The 23254-nt window shown below is 47.9% G+C and carries 19 protein-coding genes; 12 read left to right on the top strand and 7 right to left on the bottom strand.

Annotated features, from left to right (window positions below; genetic code table 11):
- Window positions 1–205 precede the first annotated feature (205 nt).
- The 9 genes from JNC77_RS08060 to ccoS all read left to right on the top strand — a co-directional run bounded on the left by JNC77_RS08060 (window position 206) and on the right by ccoS (window position 8397).
- A complete protein-coding gene (locus JNC77_RS08060) occupies window positions 206–781 on the top strand; it encodes a recombinase family protein (RefSeq protein WP_374831273.1) in 576 nt (191 codons plus the stop codon).
- 260 nt (window positions 782–1041) lie between these two features.
- Window positions 1042–1524 carry a redoxin domain-containing protein gene (locus JNC77_RS08055; protein WP_374831271.1) on the top strand — a complete coding sequence of 161 codons (483 nt, stop codon included), beginning with the start codon at window positions 1042–1044 and terminating at the stop codon, window positions 1522–1524.
- Window positions 1525–1529: 5 nt separating this feature from the next.
- Window positions 1530–3185 carry a cytochrome-c oxidase, cbb3-type subunit I gene (gene ccoN / locus JNC77_RS08050; RefSeq protein ID WP_374831269.1) on the top strand — a complete coding sequence of 552 codons (1656 nt, stop codon included), beginning with the start codon at window positions 1530–1532 and terminating at the stop codon, window positions 3183–3185.
- A gap of 2 nt (window positions 3186–3187) precedes the next feature.
- Window positions 3188–3934, top strand: a complete 747-nt coding sequence (gene ccoO / locus JNC77_RS08045; protein ID WP_374831267.1) for a cytochrome-c oxidase, cbb3-type subunit II — start codon at window positions 3188–3190, stop codon at window positions 3932–3934.
- Window positions 3924–4094 (top strand): cbb3-type cytochrome c oxidase subunit 3, encoded by a 171-nt coding sequence (locus JNC77_RS08040; protein WP_374831265.1) that lies wholly within the window; start codon window positions 3924–3926, stop codon window positions 4092–4094. Before ccoO ends, JNC77_RS08040 begins: the two co-directional genes overlap by 11 nt.
- Before the next feature lie 13 nt (window positions 4095–4107).
- Entirely contained in the window at window positions 4108–4986 is an 879-nt protein-coding gene (gene ccoP, locus JNC77_RS08035; RefSeq protein WP_374831263.1) for a cytochrome-c oxidase, cbb3-type subunit III, read from the top strand.
- 204 nt (window positions 4987–5190) lie between these two features.
- Window positions 5191–5973, top strand: coding sequence for a DUF2189 domain-containing protein (locus JNC77_RS08030; protein ID WP_374831505.1), 783 nt, complete (start codon window positions 5191–5193; stop codon window positions 5971–5973).
- Between the two features lie 29 nt (window positions 5974–6002).
- Window positions 6003–8183, top strand: a complete 2181-nt coding sequence (locus JNC77_RS08025) for a cation-translocating P-type ATPase (protein ID WP_374831261.1) — start codon at window positions 6003–6005, stop codon at window positions 8181–8183.
- Window positions 8184–8211: 28 nt separating this feature from the next.
- Window positions 8212–8397: a cbb3-type cytochrome oxidase assembly protein CcoS gene (gene ccoS, locus JNC77_RS08020; protein WP_374831259.1), complete on the top strand. Its 186-nt coding sequence runs from the start codon at window positions 8212–8214 to the stop codon at window positions 8395–8397.
- A gap of 41 nt (window positions 8398–8438) precedes the next feature.
- Here ccoS and JNC77_RS08015 read toward each other — a convergent pair whose 3' ends face one another.
- From JNC77_RS08015 to JNC77_RS07985, 7 genes are all read right to left on the bottom strand, one after another.
- A complete protein-coding gene (locus JNC77_RS08015) occupies window positions 8439–11000 on the bottom strand; it encodes a TonB-dependent receptor (RefSeq protein WP_374831257.1) in 2562 nt (853 codons plus the stop codon).
- A gap of 125 nt (window positions 11001–11125) precedes the next feature.
- On the bottom strand, window positions 11126–12046 hold the full coding sequence (locus JNC77_RS08010) for a FecR family protein (RefSeq protein WP_374831255.1): 921 nt from the start codon (window positions 12044–12046) through the stop codon (window positions 11126–11128).
- A gap of 101 nt (window positions 12047–12147) precedes the next feature.
- The gene (locus JNC77_RS08005; protein WP_374831253.1) at window positions 12148–12669 is read right to left on the bottom strand and encodes a sigma-70 family RNA polymerase sigma factor; all 522 of its coding nucleotides are present in this window, start codon (window positions 12667–12669) and stop codon (window positions 12148–12150) included.
- 229 nt (window positions 12670–12898) lie between these two features.
- Complete coding sequence (locus JNC77_RS08000) at window positions 12899–15418, bottom strand: TonB-dependent receptor (RefSeq protein WP_374831251.1); 2520 nt, start codon at window positions 15416–15418, stop codon at window positions 12899–12901.
- A 183-nt stretch (window positions 15419–15601) separates the two neighbouring features.
- A complete protein-coding gene (locus JNC77_RS07995; protein ID WP_374831249.1) occupies window positions 15602–16555 on the bottom strand; it encodes a FecR family protein in 954 nt (317 codons plus the stop codon).
- A gap of 126 nt (window positions 16556–16681) precedes the next feature.
- A complete protein-coding gene (locus JNC77_RS07990; RefSeq protein WP_374831247.1) occupies window positions 16682–17182 on the bottom strand; it encodes an RNA polymerase sigma factor in 501 nt (166 codons plus the stop codon).
- Between the two features lie 172 nt (window positions 17183–17354).
- Window positions 17355–18785: an SLC13 family permease gene (locus JNC77_RS07985; RefSeq protein WP_374831245.1), complete on the bottom strand. Its 1431-nt coding sequence runs from the start codon at window positions 18783–18785 to the stop codon at window positions 17355–17357.
- A 591-nt stretch (window positions 18786–19376) separates the two neighbouring features.
- Here JNC77_RS07985 and JNC77_RS07980 point away from each other — a divergent pair.
- The 3 genes from JNC77_RS07980 (at window position 19377) to JNC77_RS07970 (ending at window position 23252) form a co-directional block, all read left to right on the top strand.
- Window positions 19377–20786, top strand: coding sequence for an APC family permease (locus JNC77_RS07980; RefSeq protein WP_374831243.1), 1410 nt, complete (start codon window positions 19377–19379; stop codon window positions 20784–20786).
- Between the two features lie 85 nt (window positions 20787–20871).
- A complete protein-coding gene (locus JNC77_RS07975) occupies window positions 20872–21567 on the top strand; it encodes a TetR/AcrR family transcriptional regulator (protein WP_374831241.1) in 696 nt (231 codons plus the stop codon).
- Window positions 21568–21884: 317 nt separating this feature from the next.
- Window positions 21885–23252: a glutamine synthetase family protein gene (locus JNC77_RS07970; protein WP_374831239.1), complete on the top strand. Its 1368-nt coding sequence runs from the start codon at window positions 21885–21887 to the stop codon at window positions 23250–23252.
- Window positions 23253–23254 lie beyond the last annotated feature (2 nt).

The raw sequence follows: 23254 nt of genomic DNA, 5'->3' as shown, positions 1-23254 counted from the left end.
ATGCCGGATTCACGGCATTTTCGCAAGTTGATCAGGGGGATACAGTCGTGCGGCGTAAAGGATCATTTATGTCAACACTATTTTGCTACCAATGGTTGCCTTCCTTGGCTTTGCGTTCATTAGTAGCAATCTTGTGCACGTTGATGTTTTCACCGGATTGTGCAGAACACGAATAAAGTCGAGGTCAATACAGAAAAACATGGGAATGAGAATAGGTTACGCACGGGTTTCAACCGGCGAACAACGCGTGGATATGCAAATTGAGGCGCTTAAAAAAGCCAATTGTGATCACATTTTTACCGATGAGGGCATTTCTGGAGCCACCTTCTCGCGTGAAGGATTAGATAAGGTTGTTGCATATTTGCAACGTGGGGATGTTCTGGTTGTCTGGCGTTTGGATAGAATCGGCAGAACACTGATCGGGTTGGTTGAGTTTCTCGCAGAACTTGGATTACGTGGCGTTGAACTTTGCTCATTGAATGAGAATATTGATACAAGTTCTTCCAGTGGGCGCTTAGTTTTTCATATGATGGCAGCCTTGGCTGAGTTTGAGCGCTCGCTTATCAGTGAACGCACCCGCGCAGGCCTCGAGACAGCGCGCAATAAAGGTATACAGCTTGGCCGTCCGCCGCGTATATCGGCCCTTCAGGCACAGGAAATTCACCATGCAGTTCACACAAAACAGGAAAAAATCCAAACCTTAGCTTCAAAATATAATGTGTCTTACCGCACTATCATGCGCATCATTGCAAAAGAAAATGAAGCGGTTGTTTCCGATTGAATCATAGCTTTAGCAGCTTTGTGAAGTTTTTGAAAAAGACAGTATTATGGCTTGTCATGCTCTTTGGTTTTGTGGCAAGCTTTAACTTAAGTTATTAATTTAATGAACTTATTTATACATTAGGCTGGCCTATACGGCTTTCCTTAACTGGAACTCTTTTGTGTTACCCCATTCAGCTAGGCTTTGTGCGGCGCGGTGGATTTGTCTGATCACAGACACCACCTGCCAGTTTGGTTGTTATGCACAAGGAAGTGATAGCCATGAAGGGTCAGTCCGCTCCGGAACTCATTGTTGCACAATGGTTCAACACCGCAACGCCGTTGAGTTTGAAATCATTGCGCGGAAAAGTGGTGGTGCTCCATGCTTTTCAAATGCTTTGTCCCGGATGTGTTCAGCATGGTCTGCCGCAGGCGCAAAAGATCAGCCAGTTATTTGCAAAACAGGATGTTGAAGTAATCGGTGTCCATACGGTTTTTGAACATCATGCTGCCATGAGCCCTGTATCTCTTGAAGCTTTCATTCATGAATATGGTTTGCGTTTTCCTATTGCCGTCGATCGCCCATGCGCTGATAGCGCCATTCCGCAGACGATGGCAGCTTATAAATTACGTGGAACACCCAGTTTGGTACTGATTGATCGTCAAGGCATCATTCGCCACCACGCGATTGGTGCTGTTGATGACATGCAGATTGGTGCAGAAATCGCTCTGTTGCTTGCTGAAGCTGACGGCTTGCAGGAGTAGCACTTATGATAGCGAATATTACTGTGTTCCAGCGCAAATGGGCGGTGGCTATACTGCTTATTTTTGCTTTGGCCGGCCTTGCACTTGCTGTCGCCGGAAGACATGACCCGCTGGCCGTGCATGGTTTTATCATTCTGGCCTTTTGTGTCGGGCTGATTTTCAAAGTTTTATCGGGCCTTTACGATCCGGAGCCATCACCGGAAAGTTTCACGCAATATTATGACGATCCAACACGTGCGGGGATTGTGATTTCTGTTGCCTGGGCGCTGCTTGGTATGTTTGTCGGCGTTTGGGTGGCTGCCCTTCTGGCATGGCCGGAGCTCACCTTTGTCGATGAAGCATGGGCAAGTTTTGGCCGTTTGCGGCCGATACATACAACAGGGGTGATTTTTGGCTTTGGCGGCAATGGTCTGATTGCAACATCTTTTCATGTCCTGCAAAGAACCACGCGTGCACGTCTGCCGGATCAGATCAGCCCTTGGTTCGTGCTGCTTGGCTATAACCTGTTTTGTATTCTTGCAGTGACCGGTTATCCGCTCGGTATTACTCAATCCAAAGAATATGCCGAGCCTGAATGGTATGCGGATATTCTGCTGGTGATCGTCTGGGTTGTGTATTTCAGCATTTACTTAAGAACGTTGCGCCGCCGGCAGGAGCCGCATATTTATGTCGCCAACTGGTATTATATGGCGTTCATTCTGGCGGTCGCCTTGCTGCATATTGTCAATAATCTTGCTGTGCCTATTTCATGGGGGCAAGCCAAGAGTTATTCGCTGTTTTCCGGTGTTCAGGATGCGATGACGCAGTGGTGGTACGGGCACAATGCGGTGGCCTTCTTCCTCACGGCCGGTTTTTTGGGCATGATGTATTATTATTTGCCAAAGCGGGCAGAGCGACCGGTTTATTCCTATCGGCTGTCGATTATCGGTTTCTGGGGCATCACCTTTCTTTATATGTGGGCCGGTTCGCATCACCTCCACTACACGGCCTTGCCGCATTGGGTGCAAACACTCGGCATGACATTTTCCATCGTATTGCTGGTTCCCTCATGGGCATCTGCGGGCAATGCGCTGGCGACACTAAACGGCGCATGGGGCAAGGTTCGTGATGATGCAACATTGCGCTTCATGATGGTGTCGGCGGTCTTCTACGGACTGACCACATTTGAAGGTTCGTTCATGGCAATCCGTCCCGTCAATTCACTGTCGCATTATACTGATTGGACGGTTGGGCATGTGCATGTGGGAGCGCTTGGCTGGGTTGCAATGATTACATTCGGCTCATTCTATGCGCTTGTGCCTTGGATGTGGAAAGTCAAAACCATGTATTCGCCAAAGCTTGTCGAAGTACATTTCTGGCTCGCGCTCACAGGCACATTTATCTACATTTTTGCAATGTGGAATTCGGGCATCATTCAAGGCCTGATGTGGCGCACCTATAATGAAAGCGGCACGCTCAGCTATTCCTTTATCCAAAGTATGGAGGCGATGCATCCTTACTATATCGCGCGGGCGGTAGGTGGTTTGTTCTTCCTAAGCGGAGCAATGGTTTGTGCCTATAACATCTGGATGACTATCCGCATGGCGCGCCAAATCGCGGCTGACATCACTTTGTCTGCCGATGTACCGGCCAATGCTGTTTGCGCGCAGGCGGGAGAGTAATAATGCCTAAACTTCACGGGAAGCTGGAAAGAAGTGCCATCGGCTTTGTGGTGGCTATCATAGTGGTGGCATCGATCGGCGGCTTTGTCGAAATTGCTCCGCTTTTTACCATCAATGAAACGGTTGAAGACGCGCCGGACATGCGTGTCTATACGCCGCTGGAACTGGCAGGACGCAATATTTACATTCGTGAAGGCTGCTATGCCTGCCATTCGCAGATGATACGCACTTTGCGTGATGAAGTGGAGCGCTATGGCCCTTATTCATTGGCAGTGGAATCTTCTTATGATCATCCCATGCTTTGGGGTTCCAAACGCACCGGCCCTGATCTGGCGCGGCTGGGAGACAAATACAGTGATGCATGGCACGTGGCACATTTGATCAATCCGCGCGATGTGGTGCCGCAATCAGTCATGCCGCGTTATGGGTGGCTGATGAAAAATACGCTGCGGATTGATGACATGTCCAATCATTTGGCTGCGCAACGTGCAGTGGGTGTGCCTTACACCGACGAGATGATCATCAATGCTGAAGCGGATGCTTATGGGCAGGCACATCCTGACAGCTCACGCGCTGAAGGGGTGGTTGAGCGTTACGGTGAAAACACCAATATCCGCGTTTTTGACGGCGATGCAGAGCGCTTGACCGAGATGGATGCGCTTGTCGCCTATTTGCAAATTTTGGGCAAATTGACGGATGCAGCCTATCTGGAAACAGCAGAACGAACGGAGTTAGGCGATGGAAATTAATCATGAATTTTTAGTCGCTCTTTCCAAGAGCTGGGGGCTGTTTTATCTGATTGCAATGGCCATAGGTGTGCTGATTTACGCCTTGCGACCCGCCAATCAAAAGCAGTTCAAGCGGGCAAAATACGCCATTCTAGATCAAGACGATCGTCCAAAGGCTTAGTCGGGGCATTGTTATGGCTATTAAAAAACTTGATCCGGTGACCGGCCAGCAAACAACCGGCCATGAGTGGAATGGTATTGAAGAGCTGGATAATCCGGTTCCGCGCGTGGTAAAATTCTTTCTTATTGTGACGACGCTTTTCGGCATTGTTTATTGGGTGCTGATGCCAGCATGGCCATTGGGTGTGACCTATACCAAAGGACTGCTCGGCATTGATCAGCGAGATACAGTCGCAAAGAAAGTTCAGGCGGCAGCTGTTACACGTGCTGTATGGATGGATCAGATTGCAGAAAAAGAAATTGGCGATATCTCGGGCGATCCTGAATTGATGGCACATGTGAAAGCTACCGGAAGCACGCTTTTTGCGGATAACTGTTCGGTCTGCCACGGTACTGGCGGAACCGGGGGCGCCGGCTTTCCTGCCCTTACAACTTCCAGCTGGTTGTGGGGCGGGGAGCCGGATGAAATTGCCGAAACAATCCGTGTCGGCATCAATTCAGCCCACCCAGACACACGGATGTCGCAAATGATGGGTTTTGGACAAGAAGAGGTTTTGCAGAGCAATGAAATTCTGGAAGTCGTCGCCTATGTGCGTTCGCTATCCGGCCTTGAAACGAGTGCGCAAGAGGCTGCAAAAATCAATGCGGGGCAGAAAATCTTCGCTGATAATTGCAGTGCCTGTCACGGTGATGAGGGGCAAGGCAGCACAGATGTCGGTGCACCGGATTTAAGCGATAAACACTGGATTTACGGGGGCGATCTTCAGTCGGTTTATACATCTGTGTATTATGGTCGCCAAGGGCAGATGCCCTCATGGGAAGGCCGTTTCAGTCCTGCCGAAATCAAGCTTTTGACGGCCTATGTGTTGTCGCTAGGTTCGCAAACACCATGACAACGACAATTGTGAAAACACGCAATCATTGGCGCATAACCGCAATTTTAATCGCGCTTTTTGTGGTGGTTTTATTTGTGGTTGCCAATGCTCATTTGATCTTTATTGCGATTCAATCGCAACCGGATTGTGTACCTCATGCCAAGTCAGGCAGCGACGGCGCGCATCGTGCCGCGCGCTCTTCTTGTTAAAGGCGGAACCATCATGATGATTGAACAAGCGCAAATGACAGAGCCACCATTGGTTGGGCGTAATAACCGGCATTTGCCCCTAACGGCGGCCTTTGACTGGTTGGTTGCGGGCTGGCGGGACTTATGGCGAAAACCGGTGGGCAGTTTGACCTATGGCATGTTGATGTTTGTGGTTTCGCTGGGTGTTGTCTGGGGGCTGTTGCGGTTTCATCTTGATTATATTTTGTTTCCGGCCATTGCGGGTTTTATGGTGATCGGGCCATTATTTGCATTGGGGCTTTATCAAAAAAGCCGCGATCTGGAAGAGGGGCAACCGGTCAGTTTTATGCGCATGATCATGGTGCGCGCCGCTTCCGGTTCACAGCTATGGTTCACAGGTGTAATCTTGTGTGGCCTGATGCTTTTATGGATGCGTTCTGCCGTTATTATTTATGCGCTTTTTTTTGGGCTCAATCCTTTTCCGGGGGTTGAAGGTGTTGTGATCATGCTTTTCACAACATTGGAAGGCTGGGCTTTGTTGGTTACCGGTATTTGTGTTGGCGGGCTGTTTGCCTCTTTTGGTTTTGCCATCAGTATGTTTGCGGTTCCGATGTTGCTGGCAGAAGAAACAGATTGTTTTACTGCTATGGGCACCAGCATGTCGCTTGTATGGAATAATCTGCCGGTCATGTTGGTTTGGGGCGCGATTGTTGTCGGGCTTTTTATACTATGTTTTGCCACAGGTTTTCTCGGCATGATTGTCATCTTTCCGCTATTGGGGCATGCCAGCTGGCATTGCTATAAGGCCATCAGATGACATGTTGTTCGACCCGTGCTCAGCCCCTCATGGCCATGATTAAAAATCCGCGTGTCGAAGAACAATTGATCGCCAGCCGTGAAATCAGTGGCGGCATTTTTGAAAGCGAACTGTCCGTCGGCGCTATCCACTGTGCCAATTGTATCCGTGCTATTGAAACCGGTATGCGAAAGCTTGAAGGTGTGGAGCGTGTTCGGGTTAATCTATCCACCAAACGGGTCAATGTGCATTGGCATGCAGATCAAGCCCCTGATCTTGTAGCTGCATTGGAAGAGATAGGTTTTGCTGCTAATTTCACCGAAGCAGAACGAAATAATCGTGATCCGGAACTCAGACGTTTGGTACTGGCTTTAGCGGTTGCCGGTTTTTGCTCAATGAATGTGATGATGTTTTCCGTTGGCGTCTGGGCTGGCGCCGATCCGGCAACCCGTCATGCATTTCATTGGATTTCAGCATTTATTGCCCTGCCATGTCTGCTTTATTCCGGCCGGATTTATTTCCAATCGGCATGGGCGGCATTGCGGCACGGGCGTACAAATATGGATGTGCCGATTTCTATCGGTGTCATTCTTGCCTATCTGTTGAGTTTATACGATACGGTTCATAACGGCCCGCATGCTTATTTTGATGCTGCCACATCACTGATTTTCTTTCTGCTTATCGGCCGCACTTTGGATTATATGATGCGGGAAAAAGCCCGCAGTGCCGTGGAAGGGCTTGTACGTCTCGTGCCAAATGGCGCAACAATTGAAAATGAAGATGGCGGCCGTTCTTATTTGGCGGTTGATGCAATCAAAACCGGGATGTGTCTGGTGCTGGCAGCCGGTGATCGTGTGCCGGTTGACGGCGAAATTGCTGAAGGTATTTCCGAACTTGATTGCGCGATTGCAACTGGCGAAACTGCACCGCGACGTGTTGAGCCTGGCATGGCGGTGCAAGCAGGCATGCTTAATTTAACTGCGCCATTGATCATAAGGGCAACGGCCACAGCCAAAACATCATTTCTTGCACAAATGCTGCGTTTGATGGAGGCGGCAGAAGACGGCCGCGCCCATTATCGGCGCATTGCCGATCGTGCGGCGGAACTTTATTCACCTGTTGTCCATTCTATGGCGTTACTCACTTTTATCGGTTGGCTTATTGCAACTGGTGATTGGCATCAAGCTATTACCATTGCCATTGCGGTGCTGATTATTACCTGTCCTTGCGCGCTTGGTCTTGCTGTACCGATTGTGCAGGTTGTGGCTGCCAAACGTTTGTTTGAAAATGGAATTTTGGTTAAAGACGGTTCGGCGATTGAACGTATGAATGCCGTGAATGCAGTTGTTTTCGACAAAACAGGAACGCTGACATTGGGCTCACCGGTCGCGCAAGTTATACCGATAACTGCTGATAAGCTCACTATCGCTGCCGCAATGGCCCGCCAATCCAATCATCCTTATTCCAAAGCGATAGCGCGCAAACTTGACGATTTACAAGACAAAATCCTGTTCTCGTCTATTCAGGAATATGCAGGTTTCGGATTGCAGGCGCGAATTGGTGAAGATACCTACCGGCTTGGCCGAGCCGATTGGGCACTTTCAGATATTGAAGGGGATAAAATGAGCGGCACTGTTTTTTCATGTAACGGAAAATGTGCGGCATCATTTGCATTTCTAGATGAGTTGCGGCCCTTTGCTGATGAGGCGATCCGGCAACTTCACCAAGCAGGAATAAAAGTTCTTTTATTATCCGGTGATCAGGAAAAAGCTGTTTTGCAGGTTAGTAACCAATTACATATTGATAATTATGCTGCGGGTCTGTTGCCCGCCGATAAAGTCTCCCGCTTGAACGGGCTCAAAGTCGAGGGCTATCATACATTGATGGTTGGGGACGGGTTGAATGATGCACCTGCATTGGCCGCAGCCCATGTATCTATGGCACCTGCCAGCGCGGCAGATATCGGACGCAATGCTGCTGATTTTGTTTTTCTGCACAAGAGTCTTGCTGCAGTTCCCGCTGCATTGTCGATTGCTCAAGCTTCGGCAAAATTGGTGCGGGAGAATTTTGTGCTGGCGATTATTTATAATGCTATCGCTATACCCGTTGCGGTGGCAGGCTATGTCACACCACTTATTGCCGCCTTGGCAATGTCTGTTTCGTCAATCATGGTTGTAGCCAATGCGTTGCGATTGAAAGCCGGTTCATTAAAACCGGTTGCCAAAAGCTGACATTTTTGGATTTTTATGGAGGTTGTTGATGAGCAGCCTGATTTTTTTGATACCAATCGCGCTGATTTTAGGCGGCATTGCACTGGCTGCTTTTTTCTGGACACTGAAAAATGGTCAATATGAAGATCTTGAAGGTGCAGGGCACCGGATTTTTATTGATGACAATGATGAAGTTTCAATCCATCCACCTGAAAAATTGAAATCAAATAATTAAAAATGCCGGACAAGCTGTGAACATGTCCGGCATTTTTATCATTAAAATTTGGCAGTCAAGCCTGCTCTGATCGTGCGCCCCGGTGCAGGTGCCCGTGTGAATGAAAGCGGATCCAGATAATACTGGTTTGTCAGGTTTTCGACATTGAAATTCAAAGAGACGGTCTCGTTGAATTTATAATTACCAAACAGGTCGACAATTGTTCGCTTAGGCCAAAGCGTCGGGGTTACATAGCCCAATCCCATTGACTCGCTCAAAGCGCGTTCACCTATAAATGTTGCACGCGCGCCCACAGTCAGTTTTTGTTCAAACATATGAACACCGCCACTCAGTGTCAGCAAATATTTTGGCGGAATATAATTACTGCCATAATCAATGCCGATAGCTTTTGAATCACAACCTGTCAGCTGGTGGCAAAACTCGACCTTGGAATATCTGGTCAGTCCGGTTTCAATGAATATGCGTTGCGTATCATATTTGACGGAGAGCTCCAGTCCTTCAAATGTAGCGCTTGGGATATTGGCCCAATGGCGTGGCTCGGACCAGTTTTGAGCGATGGAGTCGCGGATGATATAATCTTTGTATTTATTATGGAAATAGCTGGCTTTCACACGCAAATTATCGCCGTCGGTAAAGATATCCGTGCGCATTACATTGATGCCGGCTTCATAATTCTCGGCCTTTTCAGGCTTCAGATCGGGATTGGGATAAAGAATGGTTCCGAGCTGGAAGCTTGTTTCACGCAGAGCCGGCGGGCGCCAGCCTTGCGCATAATGACCATAAAACTGGATGCCTTCCCAAGGGGTGACAGTCACTGACAAAGATGGGTTCAAACGGGAGCCGTCTTTGTCACCATAATGTGCCAAAGCGCCGCCGCCTTGTTCGATTTTATAAGTATCATAACGTAGCCCCGCGCCAAAACTAAGCCAGTCTGTCACATCATAATTGGCACGGCTGAAAACACTGGCAAGACGCCTTTTTCCTGTTGGCCCGGCACTGATCAAATATGTTTGCGATGGATCCCATGAATATGAATCATAGAGTTCATCTCCGTCTGAATCTTCCAAAGAAATCTGCGCGCCATAGGTCAGTGCCAAATGGCCAAGCGCAGTTTCGATACTGGAGTTATTGTAAATTTCCACGCCATAAGTTTTGACATCAGCACTTCCTTCGAGGCTGATAGGTGCCTCCCGTTTGACATTGGTCAGCCATGAGGAAACATGCAGATCAATATAAGGATTATCGGAAGGATTATGCGCCAGCTTGGCGGTCAAAGTATCCACTTTGCGGCGGTTCAGGTCTTTCTGACTTGGCGGGATGAAACCGTAAACATAAGGAAAATCATCCAATTCCCCATGTTTATTTTCATAACGCATATAGCTTAATTCCAATGATGTATCTTCATTGAAATGCGCTTTGCCTTTTAAAAGTACGGAAAAAGAATCTTCCGATGTATTGAAAACTTCGCCGCCCGGTGGAACCGGTGATAATGCGCCAGTATCATCAGCAAGCAGTTTTCCGCCTTTTTTACCGGCAAAATAGTTGCCGGTTTTACGGCGGGTAACAGCTGCCAGAAATTCATAATTATCCTGAACGGTAGCAGCAGCAATTGAGCCGTTGAAACTGTCGCCATTTAAAAATGAAGGCGCATCATTGAGCTGTTCGTAGGTATTAACCGCCGGTGGTGTTTTGGTATTGCTGCCCATTGTGGCTTTGATTTGGGCACCATATTCTTTGCCTTCCGCCACAACATCACGCGCATTGAGAGTGCGCATATTCACAACCCCACCCATTGCACCATTACCAAGCGGGCCATCACTTGGACCTTTGGTGATATCAATACCGGCAATCAGATCGGGATCAACAAACACACTGCTGGTTTGCCCGCGATAACCGGTATAGCTGGAGGTGGATTGTTGCGTGCCGTCAATCAAGGTTGCAACGCGGTTCATGCCCTGAAGGCCGCGAATGTTGATATTCAAACCCTGACCGGAGCGGCTGCCTGCGGAAACGACACCCGGTGTTGATTTGAAAAGATCACCCTGACTGCTGGAGGGAAGGCGGCTTAAATCTTCTGCTGACACATAAGCCGTTGAACCGGCAGTCATGTAGGGTGCATTTTCCGGTTGAACCTGACCGTGTACAGTGATCGTGTCCAGTAAAATCGAGCCGTCATTGACACGTGCGGCGGTGTCATGACTGTTGGAAACACGGTCACTGATGGTGACGGAATTGGCATTGGTAAAATGATAGCGAAGACCGGTGCCAGCAAGCAACCGCGCCAGTCCTGCTTGTGCCGTATATCTGCCGTTGAGACCGCTTGTTGTGCGGGTGCCGATATCGTTCTGATCAAAGAAAATATCGACACCACTTGTATTGGAAAATGCCAGCAATGCAGTAGAGAGTGATTGGGCGGGAATAGTGAAATGGCGCTCATTATTTGTTGACTGGGCTACAGCAATGGCAGGTTTCATCACAACTGAAAGACTGGTTGTCACCATCAGTGCTGCCATCAGGCAGGCAAGTTTTCTGCTTGTTGGCTGCGTTAAACATGTGTGTTGTGCGGTTAAAACCTTACCGGTCAACTGCGTGTATTCCATCATTAAAGCCCCTCACATTTCCGCCATTGGCGAATGTCATCGGTAAGAGTGCCGTTTATTGGCTCTCATATGTATGACACGCGGGTAGCTACAAGTTACCAAGCAGATTTGTTATTTATTTTTAAAATTTAACGACCGGAGATAATGACGAGATTACCTGCCCTTGAAACATTTATGGGTAAGGTCTGCGCAATTGAATCAAGGGCTGCATCGGCTGAAGCGGTACTGAATGCAGCACTGACCAGCATTTGCCCTAACCTCTTGTCCGTGAGGATGATAAAACCACCGCGATATCGCTCGATATCATTGAGAACACTGCTTAAAGCTTCGTTGTGATAGATCAGCCGTCCCCGGCGCCATGCATCGACATTGTTGATGTCGACAGCTTGTGCTGCCAAAATTTCATCGCCATTATAGGCCAGTTGCCAACCACTGTTTAAGCGTTTTGCCGGCAGATTGGGCAAAGCTATCTCAACCTGATGTTGGGTTACGGCAACGGTGACAAGCTGGTGGTCGGCTTTGATATTGAAGGAAGTGCCAAGCGCGGTTGTTTGCCCGTCATTGGCATTGACAATGAAGGGGCGGCGTTCAGGCACCACGTTGAAATAGGCTTCACCCCAATGCAGTGTCAGGTGGCGACCGGCATCCGAATAATTAACCGATAATGCCGAGCGGCTGCCCAGATCAACCACTGAACCGTCGGTTAAAGTCAATGTTCTCAATTCACCTGCATTGGTAGCATAATCAGCAAACATGCCGTTGCGGTAAAATAAATAACCGCCCCCGGCAGCACCAAACAGGCCAAGACTTGAACTGATGAAAGCGCGCCTGCTGAGTTTGGTTCTGCGTGTCTGGCGCAATTCTGCTTCAACCGGTGCAAAGGCAGTCCAGAGCGTACCGGCACGCATCCATGCAGCCTCATGTTCAGCGCTTTGGTTTTTCCATTGTTCAAACGCCTGATGATCTTTTTCGGTGGCACCATCATCCCTGAGCACTGCAAACCAACGCAGGGCTTCACGTATGAGCGGGGATCGGTGATCATCAACCATAAAGGTGCATCCGGTTTAATAATTCGTCCAAGTTTATTGCAATAAACCACCAGTAGGTGGCAATGTCTTATCAATAAAGACACTCGAGCAGTAACAACTTACTAAGGAAACTGTAAAAAATCAGGCCCTAATGCCAGATCAAGATCATTAAGGGCATTAAAAATATGATTGATGACGGTACGGCGCGATAGCTGAAACCTCTCGGCAATTTCGCTATAAGTTGCACCTTCGAAACGGTGAATAATAAAAATTTCGCGTCTGCGTGGCGGCAAATTTGAAAGTGCCGTCAACAAACGGCGTAGCTCCTGCCGGTAAAGCACTTCCATTTCCGGCGATGGTTTACGATCAGCAATGGCGAGATATATCTGATCGTCAATCGTAACCTCAACACCCTGCTGTAAATGGCGCAGATGATTGAGGGCGAGATTGCGTGCGGCACGGGTCAGATAGGCGGCAGGCTCATGAATTTTTTGTTTGCCGGATGCATCGATCAGCTTTGAGAAGGCATCCTGCACCAAATCGTCAGCTGTTGCATTATTACCGACAATACGTGCGATAAATCGTTTGAGACGACCTTTTTCCGATCCGTAAAGATGAGTGAAACTATGGCTGAGAAGTGCCATTGCGAGGTTCCTGCGATCAGACCAGATTGAACAAACATGCACGTTTTTTGAGCCGGACACTGTTTATCTGATATAATCTTTGCCCTGCCGTCTTTTCTCCCATATCTGTTTCAGGATTTTTTATCAAGTTAATATGATAAAACAGGTCATGTTTAAAATTAAACATGGTTTATGAAAGAGGATATCCCCAAGGCAAGAATGGTTCTGCCTTGGGGATTTTATAAAAAGATCAGAATCGCGCTGTCGCACTCAAGCGGAAAGTACGACCCGGCGAAGGGGTCAATGCTTCGCTCATCGCATCAAGATAATAGAGATCAAAGATGTTTTCGATACTGGCATTGAAGGAGAAATTCTCGTTCAGCTTATAGGTAGCGAAAGTGTCGTAAACTTGATAGGAGCGCCACTCGCTCTCAACCATACCGACACCGCTGCGTTTCAAGGCGCGATCACCTATAAAGTTGACACGGCCACCAATTGTCAGGCTTTCATCAAGAAAACGTGCGCCCAATGTCAGCGAGCCGCTATAAACAGGCGGCACATAGATGCTTTGATAATCATCGGGTGGTGTGCTGTCATTACAGGCAGAATCTTCACCCGCTTTCGTTGCATAGCAATATTTCACATTGGTGTAGCGGTTGAAATTGGCATCGGCAAAAAACATTCCTGCATCATAAGAAGCAGAAATTTCAAAACCTTTGAATTTTGCCCCGTCAATATTGGCATAAACACGATAAGGATAAGGCAGACCGGCACGGTTGCCGTAGGTTCTGACGATATAATCATCATAGCTATTATCAAAATAAGACAGTTTGAGACGTAATTTATCGTCATCAAGCAACAGATTGTCATTGAGATAATTGACGCCGATTTCGTAGTTTTTAGAGCGCTCCGGCTTCAAAAGCGGGTTTGGTTCAATCAGACCAGGCATATTGAAAAGCGTTTCGCGGATGCTTGGCGGGCGCCAGCCTTGTGCATAATTTCCAAAGATCTGGAAGCCGTCAAGCGGCTCAACCATCACGCCCAGCCTTGGTGTCAAGCGTGATCCATCAAGACCGTCAATCGTGGAATTTTCGCTTTTATCGCGTGTTTGATAGCTTTGGTAGCGTAGACCCGCGCTCAGTGTCAGCCAATCAACCGGTTTATAATCAGCATTGGCAAAAATTGCGCCAACTTCACGGCTTCCCTCCATCCCGATATTGGTATCCGGATTTTGTATTGTCTTTTCACGCGAGTAAGTAGCGCCATAATTGAGATCAAAAAGGCCAAAGCCTGTATCAATATGTGAGGCATTGGTGACTTCAACACCGGTTGTGTCGGTTTTGGTGTCACCCGGTACACCGGTCAGAATTTCAATCGCAGCCCATTTGTCGTTTAATCGGGTATGCCAGACATTGGTCTGAAAATTAATCAGATCGTTTTCTTCCGGATTCCACGTATATTTTGCCGTATACATGTCGGATTTGGTGCGGCTCAAATTGGCCTGATAAGGCGGCCAGCCACCAATGGCGACGGGATTGTTCATGTCGCCGTATTCCTCGCCATATTTGCTGTCATAACGAATATAGCCAAGCTCGACCGTTTGGTCGTGCTCGAAATTAAACTTGCCTTTCAGCAACAGCGATTTGGTGTCTTGTGATGTGTTGAAAATTTCGCTGCCCGGTCGATAGGCCGACATTGGCCCCCAAGTGTATTTTCCACCAAAACTAAAGCGTTTGACTTGGCGTTCACCATGCTTACCGGCAAAATAATTGCCGTTGCGACGATAGGCAAAGGCACCGACCAGTTCATAATTATCCTGCTTGGTGGCCAATGCAACACTGGCTATATTGCTGTTGCCATTCAGCCAGTCATTGCCGCCAAAGCGGGGGGCTTCAGTATCAGGCGGAGAAAAATACTCACGCGGCTTGACGCTGTTGCCGGCAAAACCGCCTTTGATTTTTACGCCATATGACTTGCCGTCCATGATGATGTCATCAGCATTAAGCGTACGCATATTGACAACGCCACCCATTGAGCCGCTGCCTTGTGCCCCCGACGGCGGCCCCTTTTGAATGTCGATCCCGCCGATGAATTCTGGATCGACAAAGGTGCGGCTGCTCATGCCTTTATAGCCACGATAAGCGGATGAGCTTTGCTGGGCGCCATCAACAAGTGTGGCGATACGATTCATGCCTTGAAGCCCACGGATATTGACGTCCAGAGCCTGACCGGTACGGTTGCCGGATGAAAAGACACCCGGTGCATTACGCAAAATATCGCCGGTGGATGAAGGCGGCACGATCTGGATTTGCTCGGCGCTGATATAAGATGAGGAGCCTGATGTCTGGAAGGGTTTATCGGCATTGTTGAGGGCACCGCTCACCGTGATCGTTTCCAGCAGAATAGAGCCATCGTCATTGGTGGCAGCGCTTGTGGCGGAAGCGACGCGATCCGTGATTGTCACGGTGTTGGCATTGGTGAAGTTATAGCTTAAGCCCGTACCCGCCAGCAGGCGAGACAAGGCTTCCTGTTTGCTCATGCTGCCGTGCAAACCCGCTGATTGTTTGCCGCGTACCAGATCCGCCTGATAAAGAACCTGCAGATTGGATTGATCGCCGAAGCTGGAAATCACCGAGCCCAATGATCCGGCCGAAATAAAATAATTGATATTGGCCTGCTGGGCATGAGCGGTTGGCACAAAAGACGGGCTCATCTGAATTGCTGTCGAGGCAAGCAGTGCCAGCAACAGTTTTCCTGTTTTCATCCCCATGGATAAATTGCCTGAAAATTCCATATGCATGGTTTCTTATTATACTCCGTCCTGATCGTGCTTGCCGGCATAACAATGCCCTTCACTGACAAAGACGAGTCCTGCATGCGACTCCCTCACCCTTAAAGTTGAAAATAATTATCATATTATATTTTCAACTTTATGCTTAGGATTTAAAGGGAATTATGCCGGGCTTAAAAAAACCAGATAGGGTGTAAGCTCTCTGCTGCGGATTGGCAAAGTGTTGCGGATGACGTCCAATACGCCGTCTGGATGATTGATATCAAAAATTCCGCTGACACGCATATCAAGCAGCTTACTGTCGGTTGCGCGGATGATGCCGCGCCGGTAACGATTGACATCTGCCAAAACTTGCCGGAGAGGGCGGTCTTCAAAAATGAGCTTGCCTCTTTTCCAGGCGGCTTCAATATTGGCATCAACAGTATCGAAAAGCCCAAAACCGGCAGAATTAAAAATTGTCAGCTGCGATGCTTGTACAATTCTTTTGCTTTGATCGGGTGCAATAACCGAAACCGCACTTTCCTCGACCCAGACTGTGACTTCATTTGCCCATTCATGCACGACAAAACGTGTGCCCAATGCGGTGACGCTGCCGCCGGCTGCCTGCACTGTGAAGGGACGGTTTGTATCTTTGGCCACATCAAAGAAAGCGCGCCCGCGCAAGAGTTTGATCAAGCGGGTGTTATTGCTGTAATCAACCGCAATGGCGCTATCGGCATCAAGATCCACATGGCTGCCATCCGCCAAGATGATGCTGTGCATTTCACCGGTTCCAGTGGCATAATCACTGGTTAAAAAATCCGGGTGAATGACAAAAATAGCAGCGCTACTTGCAGCCAATGCAGCACCACCCGATAAAAAAGCCCGCCTTGAGGTCGTTTTTTTAAGCGCCGGACGATAGGTTATTTGTTTTTGGCGCGGATCGCCCATCGCATCCAAATCTGACCAGATGGAACCAAGTGACTGATATTCTGATGCATTTTCAGGGCTTTGGGCCAGCCATGTCGCATGCTCTGCGCGCTCGGCTTCGGATACATTGCCGGAATTGATGGTAACGAACCATGCCAAGGCCTCATCGCGTGAGGTTAAAGCTTTGTCGTTATTGCTATTTACCATCGTGACCGCCGACTATTTTCTTACACATGTGTGAAACCGTAACCATGCCAGCTGTGCAAGGCTTATTATTAAGACGTTTCACACCGCCTGATACCTCACTTTTTTTATAGGCGAAAGCAAGCATTGTCATTCCAGATGCTCGCCAAGTTGTTCACGGCAATGCGCGAGCGCCTTCATGATCAGTTTTTCAACCGCACTGCGGGTGATACCTAATTCTTGTGCAATTTCGACATGACTGAGGTCGTCAAATTTATGCATCAGAAATACTTGTTTTTGCCTTGGCGGCAAAGATGCAACGGCTTTTTCCAGCAGTGCAAGGCGCTGGCGATAATCAGCCACGCGTTCTTGATCCGGGCTCTCATCTGCTGCATCAAATGTTTCTGACGCAGTGACATAGCGGTTACGCGACTTTGCCGCGCGGAAATAATCGGTCGCTAGATTATCGGCAATACGGAATAAATAAGATCGTATATTGCTGATATTTTTATGCTTTTCCTTATCATGAATGCGCATGAAAGTATCTTGCGTGATATCTTTCACCGTTTCGGGATCGTGACCCTTTTGGCGCAGAAAACGGGCAATATCCGTTGCATGTCTTCTGAACAGATCTTGCAGGTCCCAATTCATGACATTTTTCGCTAATAGTGCCGCCTGAGTTAAAGCCGCATGCTGTAATTATTCATTATCAATGGCACATAATTCTTAATATGATTTTAGTAGTCATATTATTTCTTTATGCAAGTGCTTGTTGATGCCACACAATAAAGACATCAACTATAGATAGTTTAAAAGGCAATTTTTAAAACATGCCCATCAGTTTCCACCATAGCAGATCAAGTGGCAGAATGAAGATGATCGTTGCCATGAACAATATGAAGCAAAGTTTTATCACGCTGCGTAAGGGTAAGCCCGCAATTTGTGCTGCGGCAATCAAGGGCGGTGCCTGATAAGGCAAAACGACACTGGAAAAGGCTAAAACCTGTGTCATCAACACGGTTTCAATCGGCAGTCCGGAGAGGATTGATAATTGTTCGGCACCGGGCGTCATAACGGCTGGAACACCGGGCAGATTGGTGATGGTGGCAACAATCATCGCCATGATGGTCATGGACACAATATTGCCCAAGCTTTCACCCTGTTCGAAACCGGCAAAGTTGCTCAGCGTCGCCACCACTATCGTGCCAAGTCCGCTATGAGCAATCAGTGCACCAAGCCCCATTATACCGGCGACAAAAAACAAAGTGCCGTAATTGATCTCATCATTCAGGCATTTAGGAGAGACCAGCCCGCTGCCCGGCCACAAACATAAAACACCGCCTGCCAGCGCGATCCAGCCCGGCGAAACCTGGTGAAATCCATCGGTAAACCAAAGCAGCAGTGACAGAACAATGATTAGGGTCAGCCATTTTTCCTGTACCGACATCGACGCCGATTTTGTTCGTTCTTCATATATCTGAGGCGGTGTTGATTCCGGAAAAAGCTTGATAATCAAAGCGATCAATACGCAGGCTTTGATAAATCCCAACACCGGAAAATGTAAGAGCAAATAGTTCCAATAGCCGATTTTAATTCCGTAAATATTTTCGGCAGCACCGGCAAGGATCATATTGGGAAGATTGGCCGGCAAAATCGTATAAGCAGGTATATTGGTACCAAAAGCGGCAGCCATCAGCATACCCAGCATTCCATTCGAGGTTTTGCTGTATCCGGCATGTTCGGCCAGCGAAATAACGATTGGTACCAGCAGAACAATCCGTCCCATGGAGGAGGGAATGAAAAATGAAAGCGCCATGCTGAACATCACCGTTGTGGTAATGACGCTTGTGTAAGTCGTGCCGATACAGGCGGAGAGTAAAATCGCGACACGCTTTCCTAGACCGGTATAGCGAATGGCGCTGCCGACAATCATCCCGCCGAATAAAAGCCAGATGGTTGATGAAACAAAGGCGCCCATCACAATATCCGGCGGCGCTGCATGAAAAATGATCGCAATGACAAAGAAAACAAAAGCAGGCAAATATTCAGGGACGGCGGAGGTTGCCCACATGCCGATACAAAAGACACTCAGCATAACTGCGACTGTCTGTTCCCATGATAAATGGCTGTAAAAAACTATACCCGACAACAGGCTTAAAAACGTAATCAATAAGGTCAAGCGACCGGCGCGATCAAAGGGGAAACGTTTTTTATCTGCCTGAGCCACGGATGCTTCAATTTTAAAAAGGGGCATAAAATGATCTTTCAATTGGGAGAATTTCCCCCAAGCCTTGCGCTTCCAGCTAACATATCAAAAATGTTTTTCTTGACCAGACATAATATGATAAAAAAGGTAAAGTTTATACTGGCTAAACTTTTTTGGATCAGATTTTGGCCGTAAATGCAGTCTCATTTCTATGGTGCATAGATTTTAAATGATGAGCCGATTTTTGCTTATGGCGCGGCCATGCTTCTTTTTACAAATTTAGATAATGCTTTGTTTCATAAGATTAAAGTTTCGGATTTTTTCATATCTCTGACAATTAAGAAAAATATAATTTCTATCTTGTAGGACGAATGAAGATAAATGAAACTTATCAATATGAATTTTTTGCTTGATTTCTTCACTGTAGAATATTCTTATAGGCATGTTTTGAAGATGCGCCGTATGATCGCATATGCCGTCAGGAGGAGGCGGCAGAATGAAAGATCCAGCTATCCAGCACGGCAATAAAAGCAACTGTGCAGAGTTTTATCAGCGATATTTTGCCATCACGATTTTTGGAAGGAAGCTTTAAACAAAATATCAGCTGAAAATAACAAGAACACGATATTGGAGGATATCATGAAACCTGAACCGGGAGGAAATATCAGTGCGGAAAACAGAACCTTTACCTATGCCGATGCCTCGACTTTTGCCAGCGTAAGCGCGCCGCAGCAAAATAAGCTGCACCGTGTTTTGGGCCTGCCATCGCTTGTCTTTTTTGGCCTTGCCTATATGGTGCCACTCGCTGTTTTTGATACTTATGGTATTGTAACGCAAGTTACTTTAGGACATTTGCCAGCCGCCTATGTGCTGACTTTGGCGGCGATGTTTTTTACGGCCTACAGTTATGGACGTATGGTGGAAGTGCTGCCGGCTGCAGGATCTGCCTATAGTTACTCACGTTATGCCTTTGGCGGTTATGCCGGCTTTATGGTCGGTTGGACCTTAATGCTGGATTACATCTTTCTGCCGATGCTGAACTATATTCTGATCGGCATTTATATGTCGGAATATTTCCCGTCAGTGCCTGCGTCGTGGTGGATAATGGGTGCAATTCTACTCGTAACGGTCTTGAATATCCTTGGTATTAAAGTTGTTGCCCGTATGAATTTTGTCATTATTGCCTTTCAATTTATCTTCTTGGCTTTCTTTTTCACATTATTTTTCACCTCGATCGGAGGTGATGGTGCGCCGTCGCTACTCGCTCCTTTCTACAGTGAAAATATGAGAATAGGTGCCATTGTTTCAGGCGCAGCAATTCTTTGCTTGTCGTTTCTTGGTTTTGATGCGGTTTCCACATTGTCGGAAGAAACAAAAAATCCAAAACGTGACATTCCGCGTGCGATCATGCTTTGCACTGTTTGCGGGGGCTTGATTTTCATTCTGTCTGCTTGGGCAGGACATATTGTATTTCCTGACTGGCAGGCTTTTGCCGATCCGGATGCGGCGGCTGTCGAAGTTATGGGCAAAGCGGGCGGCGCATTTATGGTCAGCTTCTTCACTGCTGCCTATATGACGGGTACTTTTGCTTCGACCATGGCAGCACAAGCCAGTGTTTCACGCATTCTTTATGCGATGGGTCGTGATCGGGTTCTGCCTTATACCTTATTTGGAACCGTACATAAAACTCTTGGAACACCGGTGCGGGCGACTGTTTTTGTGGGTGTTATCTCGCTGATTGCTTTGGAAATCGACCTTGAACTGGCTGCCAGTATGATCAGCTTTGGTGCCCTGGCCGCGTTCTCTTTCGTTAATCTGTCGGTGATCAAAACCTATCTTTTTGATCAGGGGAAAAGACAGGGCATTGACTGGTTCCGCTACGGATTTTTGCCAGGATTTGGTTTCTTGCTCACCGTTTGGCTGTGGACTGGTCTTTCGGCCACAACCTTTACTGTCGGTATTATCTGGGTTGCAGTTGGTTTTTCCTATCTGCTTTATCTGACGCGAATGTTCAAACGACCGGTTCCGAAGCTGGATCTGGCCGATTAATTGATGGCTAAATCAATATTTTGATTAATGTTCATTCACTCGCCGGGTTCTTGTCAGAATCCGGCGAGCCTTCTATAGTCAGCCTATGAGCGATAAAGACAATGCCCTTCCATTATCTGCTGCAGGTGCCAGGTTGAAAAACAGCAAAGGTGCGCGTGGCCTTTCGCGTGAAGCAATTGCCGAAGAGGCACTCGCACTCATGGAAGAATCCGGTGATTCCGGTTTTACTATCCGCAAACTTGCCGCACGTATGGGCTATGATCCAATGTCGATACTCTATCATTTCAAATCGAAAGACGGGGTATTGCGGGCGATGGCCGACCGGATGGAAGAGCAAATTCGCCCTGCACCGCCTGACAGGCCGTGGCGTGGCAGAATGCGGCATTTGGCAGATCAGTATCGCAGTTTAGCACTGCGTTATCCCAATAGTTTTTGGCTGATGCAAAAATTTCTGCATACCGGTCACGCCGACTTTTTACATATGGAAATGGTTCATGGCGCATTGACCGAAGCAGGGATAGCGGAACGCGAAATTCCGGCGCTATGTCTTGGTTGGTATGGGTGTATAACCGGTTTGGCGGTGGGCGAAACGGGTGGGCTGATCCGTCCTGCTGAAGCGGTTGATATGGCCGAAGTCGCAGATCTTCCCGAAAAATCTTATCCCTTGCTCAAAAAAGCCATGCCGCTTTATAATGATCTCGCGCCGAGCACGGTTTTTTCGCTTTCTGTCGAGGTTTTTCTCGATGGCATCCGCGAGAGAAGCAAAATGCAATCCTTGTGATACATGTATAAATGCTGGCCATGCAAAACGGTATTTGATGGATTGATTGATATATCGGGCTTTCAATTTGAACGCCCTCTTAATGCATCAGTTTTATGTTCTGAATTCCATGAGATGAGCCAAGCATGATGGCTTATATGTGTTTTTAAAAAAAGCTTTTAAAGCCCTTCTAAGCGGCACGATTGTCGCGATTTAACAAAATGCCAGCGTTGGATTGATCGTGGATGACATTCCTTAATTATCTGACAAGCTGTTGCTTGACGTTATTATTTCTACACTGTAGGATTTAACCAAGAAGACTGCACTGGAGGAACGGAATGACTATTTTGGCAGCAGCAAAGCCAGCCACCAAAACCCAAGCACAGGAGACTGAAATTCCGCGTTCTTTCTATGCAGCCATTTGCGATATGAACGGCATATTTCGCGGCAAGCGTTTGCCCGGTGCAAAATTGGCAAGTGCTTTGCATGGCGGCACACGTATGCCGATGTCATCCATTGGGGTTGATATTTGGGGAACGGACGTTGCCGGAACCTGCCTGACGATGGAGAGAGGCGATCTGGATGGTATTTGCCATCCGACAGGCCGTGCTTTGTCCGATCTGGGTTGGAGCAAAGAAGCTGATCAGCCGTTTTTACATTTATGGATGAGCAAGGAAGACGGCAGCCCATATTATGCGGATGCGCGCCACTTGCTCGCCGAAGTTTTAAACCGCTTTGCCCGCCATGATTTGCGCCCTGTTGTTGCAACAGAGGTGGAATTTTATCTTCTTGATCCGTCGGCTGATCCTGCAAGCCCGACCACGGCCAATGCGGCCAATCGTTTAAGCAATTTTGATGATATTTATTCAATATCGGAATTAGCTGAAACATCCGCCTTTCTTGATGAAATTTATGAAACTGCTGCGGCTTGCGGCATTGAAGTGGAAGCGGCAACGGCCGAAGGGGCGCCGCGTCAATTCGAGTTCAATCTTTTGCATCAGGCGGATGCATTAAAAGCCGCTGATGATACGGTTTTTTTCAAGCAGATCATTCGCAATGCCGCACAGCGTCACGGCTATCACGCTTGTTTTATGGCAAAACCTTTTCAGTTTCATGCCGGCAGCGGCATGCATGTCCATTTTTCGATCATTGATAAGAATGATCAGAATATTTTTGATGATGGCAGCGAAACTGGCTCCGAAGCCTTGAAATATGCGGTTGGCGGCTTGCTGGACAGTATGGCTGATATGACGCTGGCTTTTGCGCCGCATTTAAATTCTTACCGCCGCTTGTGTCCGGGAGGTCTTGCGCCGACAACTGTCGCATGGGGCTATGAAAACCGCACCAGTGCTTTACGTATTCCGGCAGGCCCTTGTGTTGGCCGACGCATTGAACATCGTGTTGCGGGTGCCGATGCCAATCCATATATCGTGCTTGCTGCAATGTTGGGTGGTGCGCTTTATGGCTTGGAAAACAAGATGCAACCGGCAGCACCGGTCAGTACCAACTCGCATGAACTTGATCTTCCATGTTTGGCGCGCGACTGGAATGAAGCGCTGCGGCAGTTTAAAAATTCTGCCAAAGTAAAAACTATTCTCCATCCCGAATTTGTAGAGGCTTTTGCCGCCTGCAAACAGCAGGAGCAGGATATTTTTGCGGCGCGTCTCACTGAATTTGAACTGCAAACCTATCGCCAGTCCGTATAAGC

Source organism: Paenochrobactrum pullorum (assembly GCF_041929845.1).
Classification (GTDB): Bacteria; Pseudomonadota; Alphaproteobacteria; order Rhizobiales; family Rhizobiaceae; genus Paenochrobactrum; species Paenochrobactrum pullorum.
The sequence above is the reverse complement of the archived record's forward strand: the minus strand, read 5'-3'. Positions and strand labels throughout refer to the sequence as shown.

What these genes read in the sequence shown, in the direction of transcription:
- JNC77_RS08015 (WP_374831257.1), bottom strand. Translation starts at nt 11,000, where the DNA reads ATGATGGAATACACGCAGTTGACCGGTAAGGTTTTAACCGCACAACAC.
- JNC77_RS08060 (WP_374831273.1), top strand. Translation starts at nt 206, where the DNA reads ATGAGAATAGGTTACGCACGGGTTTCAACCGGCGAACAACGCGTGGAT.
- JNC77_RS07985 (WP_374831245.1), bottom strand. Translation starts at nt 18,785, where the DNA reads ATGCCCCTTTTTAAAATTGAAGCATCCGTGGCTCAGGCAGATAAAAAA.
- JNC77_RS08000 (WP_374831251.1), bottom strand. Translation starts at nt 15,418, where the DNA reads ATGGGGATGAAAACAGGAAAACTGTTGCTGGCACTGCTTGCCTCGACA.
- ccoN (WP_374831269.1), top strand. Translation starts at nt 1,530, where the DNA reads ATGATAGCGAATATTACTGTGTTCCAGCGCAAATGGGCGGTGGCTATA.
- JNC77_RS07990 (WP_374831247.1), bottom strand. Translation starts at nt 17,182, where the DNA reads ATGAATTGGGACCTGCAAGATCTGTTCAGAAGACATGCAACGGATATT.
- ccoO (WP_374831267.1), top strand. Translation starts at nt 3,188, where the DNA reads ATGCCTAAACTTCACGGGAAGCTGGAAAGAAGTGCCATCGGCTTTGTG.
- JNC77_RS08025 (WP_374831261.1), top strand. Translation starts at nt 6,003, where the DNA reads ATGGCCATGATTAAAAATCCGCGTGTCGAAGAACAATTGATCGCCAGC.
- JNC77_RS07995 (WP_374831249.1), bottom strand. Translation starts at nt 16,555, where the DNA reads ATGGTAAATAGCAATAACGACAAAGCTTTAACCTCACGCGATGAGGCC.
- ccoP (WP_374831263.1), top strand. Translation starts at nt 4,108, where the DNA reads ATGGCTATTAAAAAACTTGATCCGGTGACCGGCCAGCAAACAACCGGC.
- JNC77_RS07975 (WP_374831241.1), top strand. Translation starts at nt 20,872, where the DNA reads ATGAGCGATAAAGACAATGCCCTTCCATTATCTGCTGCAGGTGCCAGG.
- JNC77_RS08030 (WP_374831505.1), top strand. Translation starts at nt 5,191, where the DNA reads ATGATGATTGAACAAGCGCAAATGACAGAGCCACCATTGGTTGGGCGT.
- JNC77_RS08010 (WP_374831255.1), bottom strand. Translation starts at nt 12,046, where the DNA reads ATGGTTGATGATCACCGATCCCCGCTCATACGTGAAGCCCTGCGTTGG.
- JNC77_RS08005 (WP_374831253.1), bottom strand. Translation starts at nt 12,669, where the DNA reads ATGGCACTTCTCAGCCATAGTTTCACTCATCTTTACGGATCGGAAAAA.
- JNC77_RS07970 (WP_374831239.1), top strand. Translation starts at nt 21,885, where the DNA reads ATGACTATTTTGGCAGCAGCAAAGCCAGCCACCAAAACCCAAGCACAG.
- JNC77_RS07980 (WP_374831243.1), top strand. Translation starts at nt 19,377, where the DNA reads ATGAAACCTGAACCGGGAGGAAATATCAGTGCGGAAAACAGAACCTTT.
- JNC77_RS08040 (WP_374831265.1), top strand. Translation starts at nt 3,924, where the DNA reads ATGGAAATTAATCATGAATTTTTAGTCGCTCTTTCCAAGAGCTGGGGG.
- JNC77_RS08055 (WP_374831271.1), top strand. Translation starts at nt 1,042, where the DNA reads ATGAAGGGTCAGTCCGCTCCGGAACTCATTGTTGCACAATGGTTCAAC.
- ccoS (WP_374831259.1), top strand. Translation starts at nt 8,212, where the DNA reads ATGAGCAGCCTGATTTTTTTGATACCAATCGCGCTGATTTTAGGCGGC.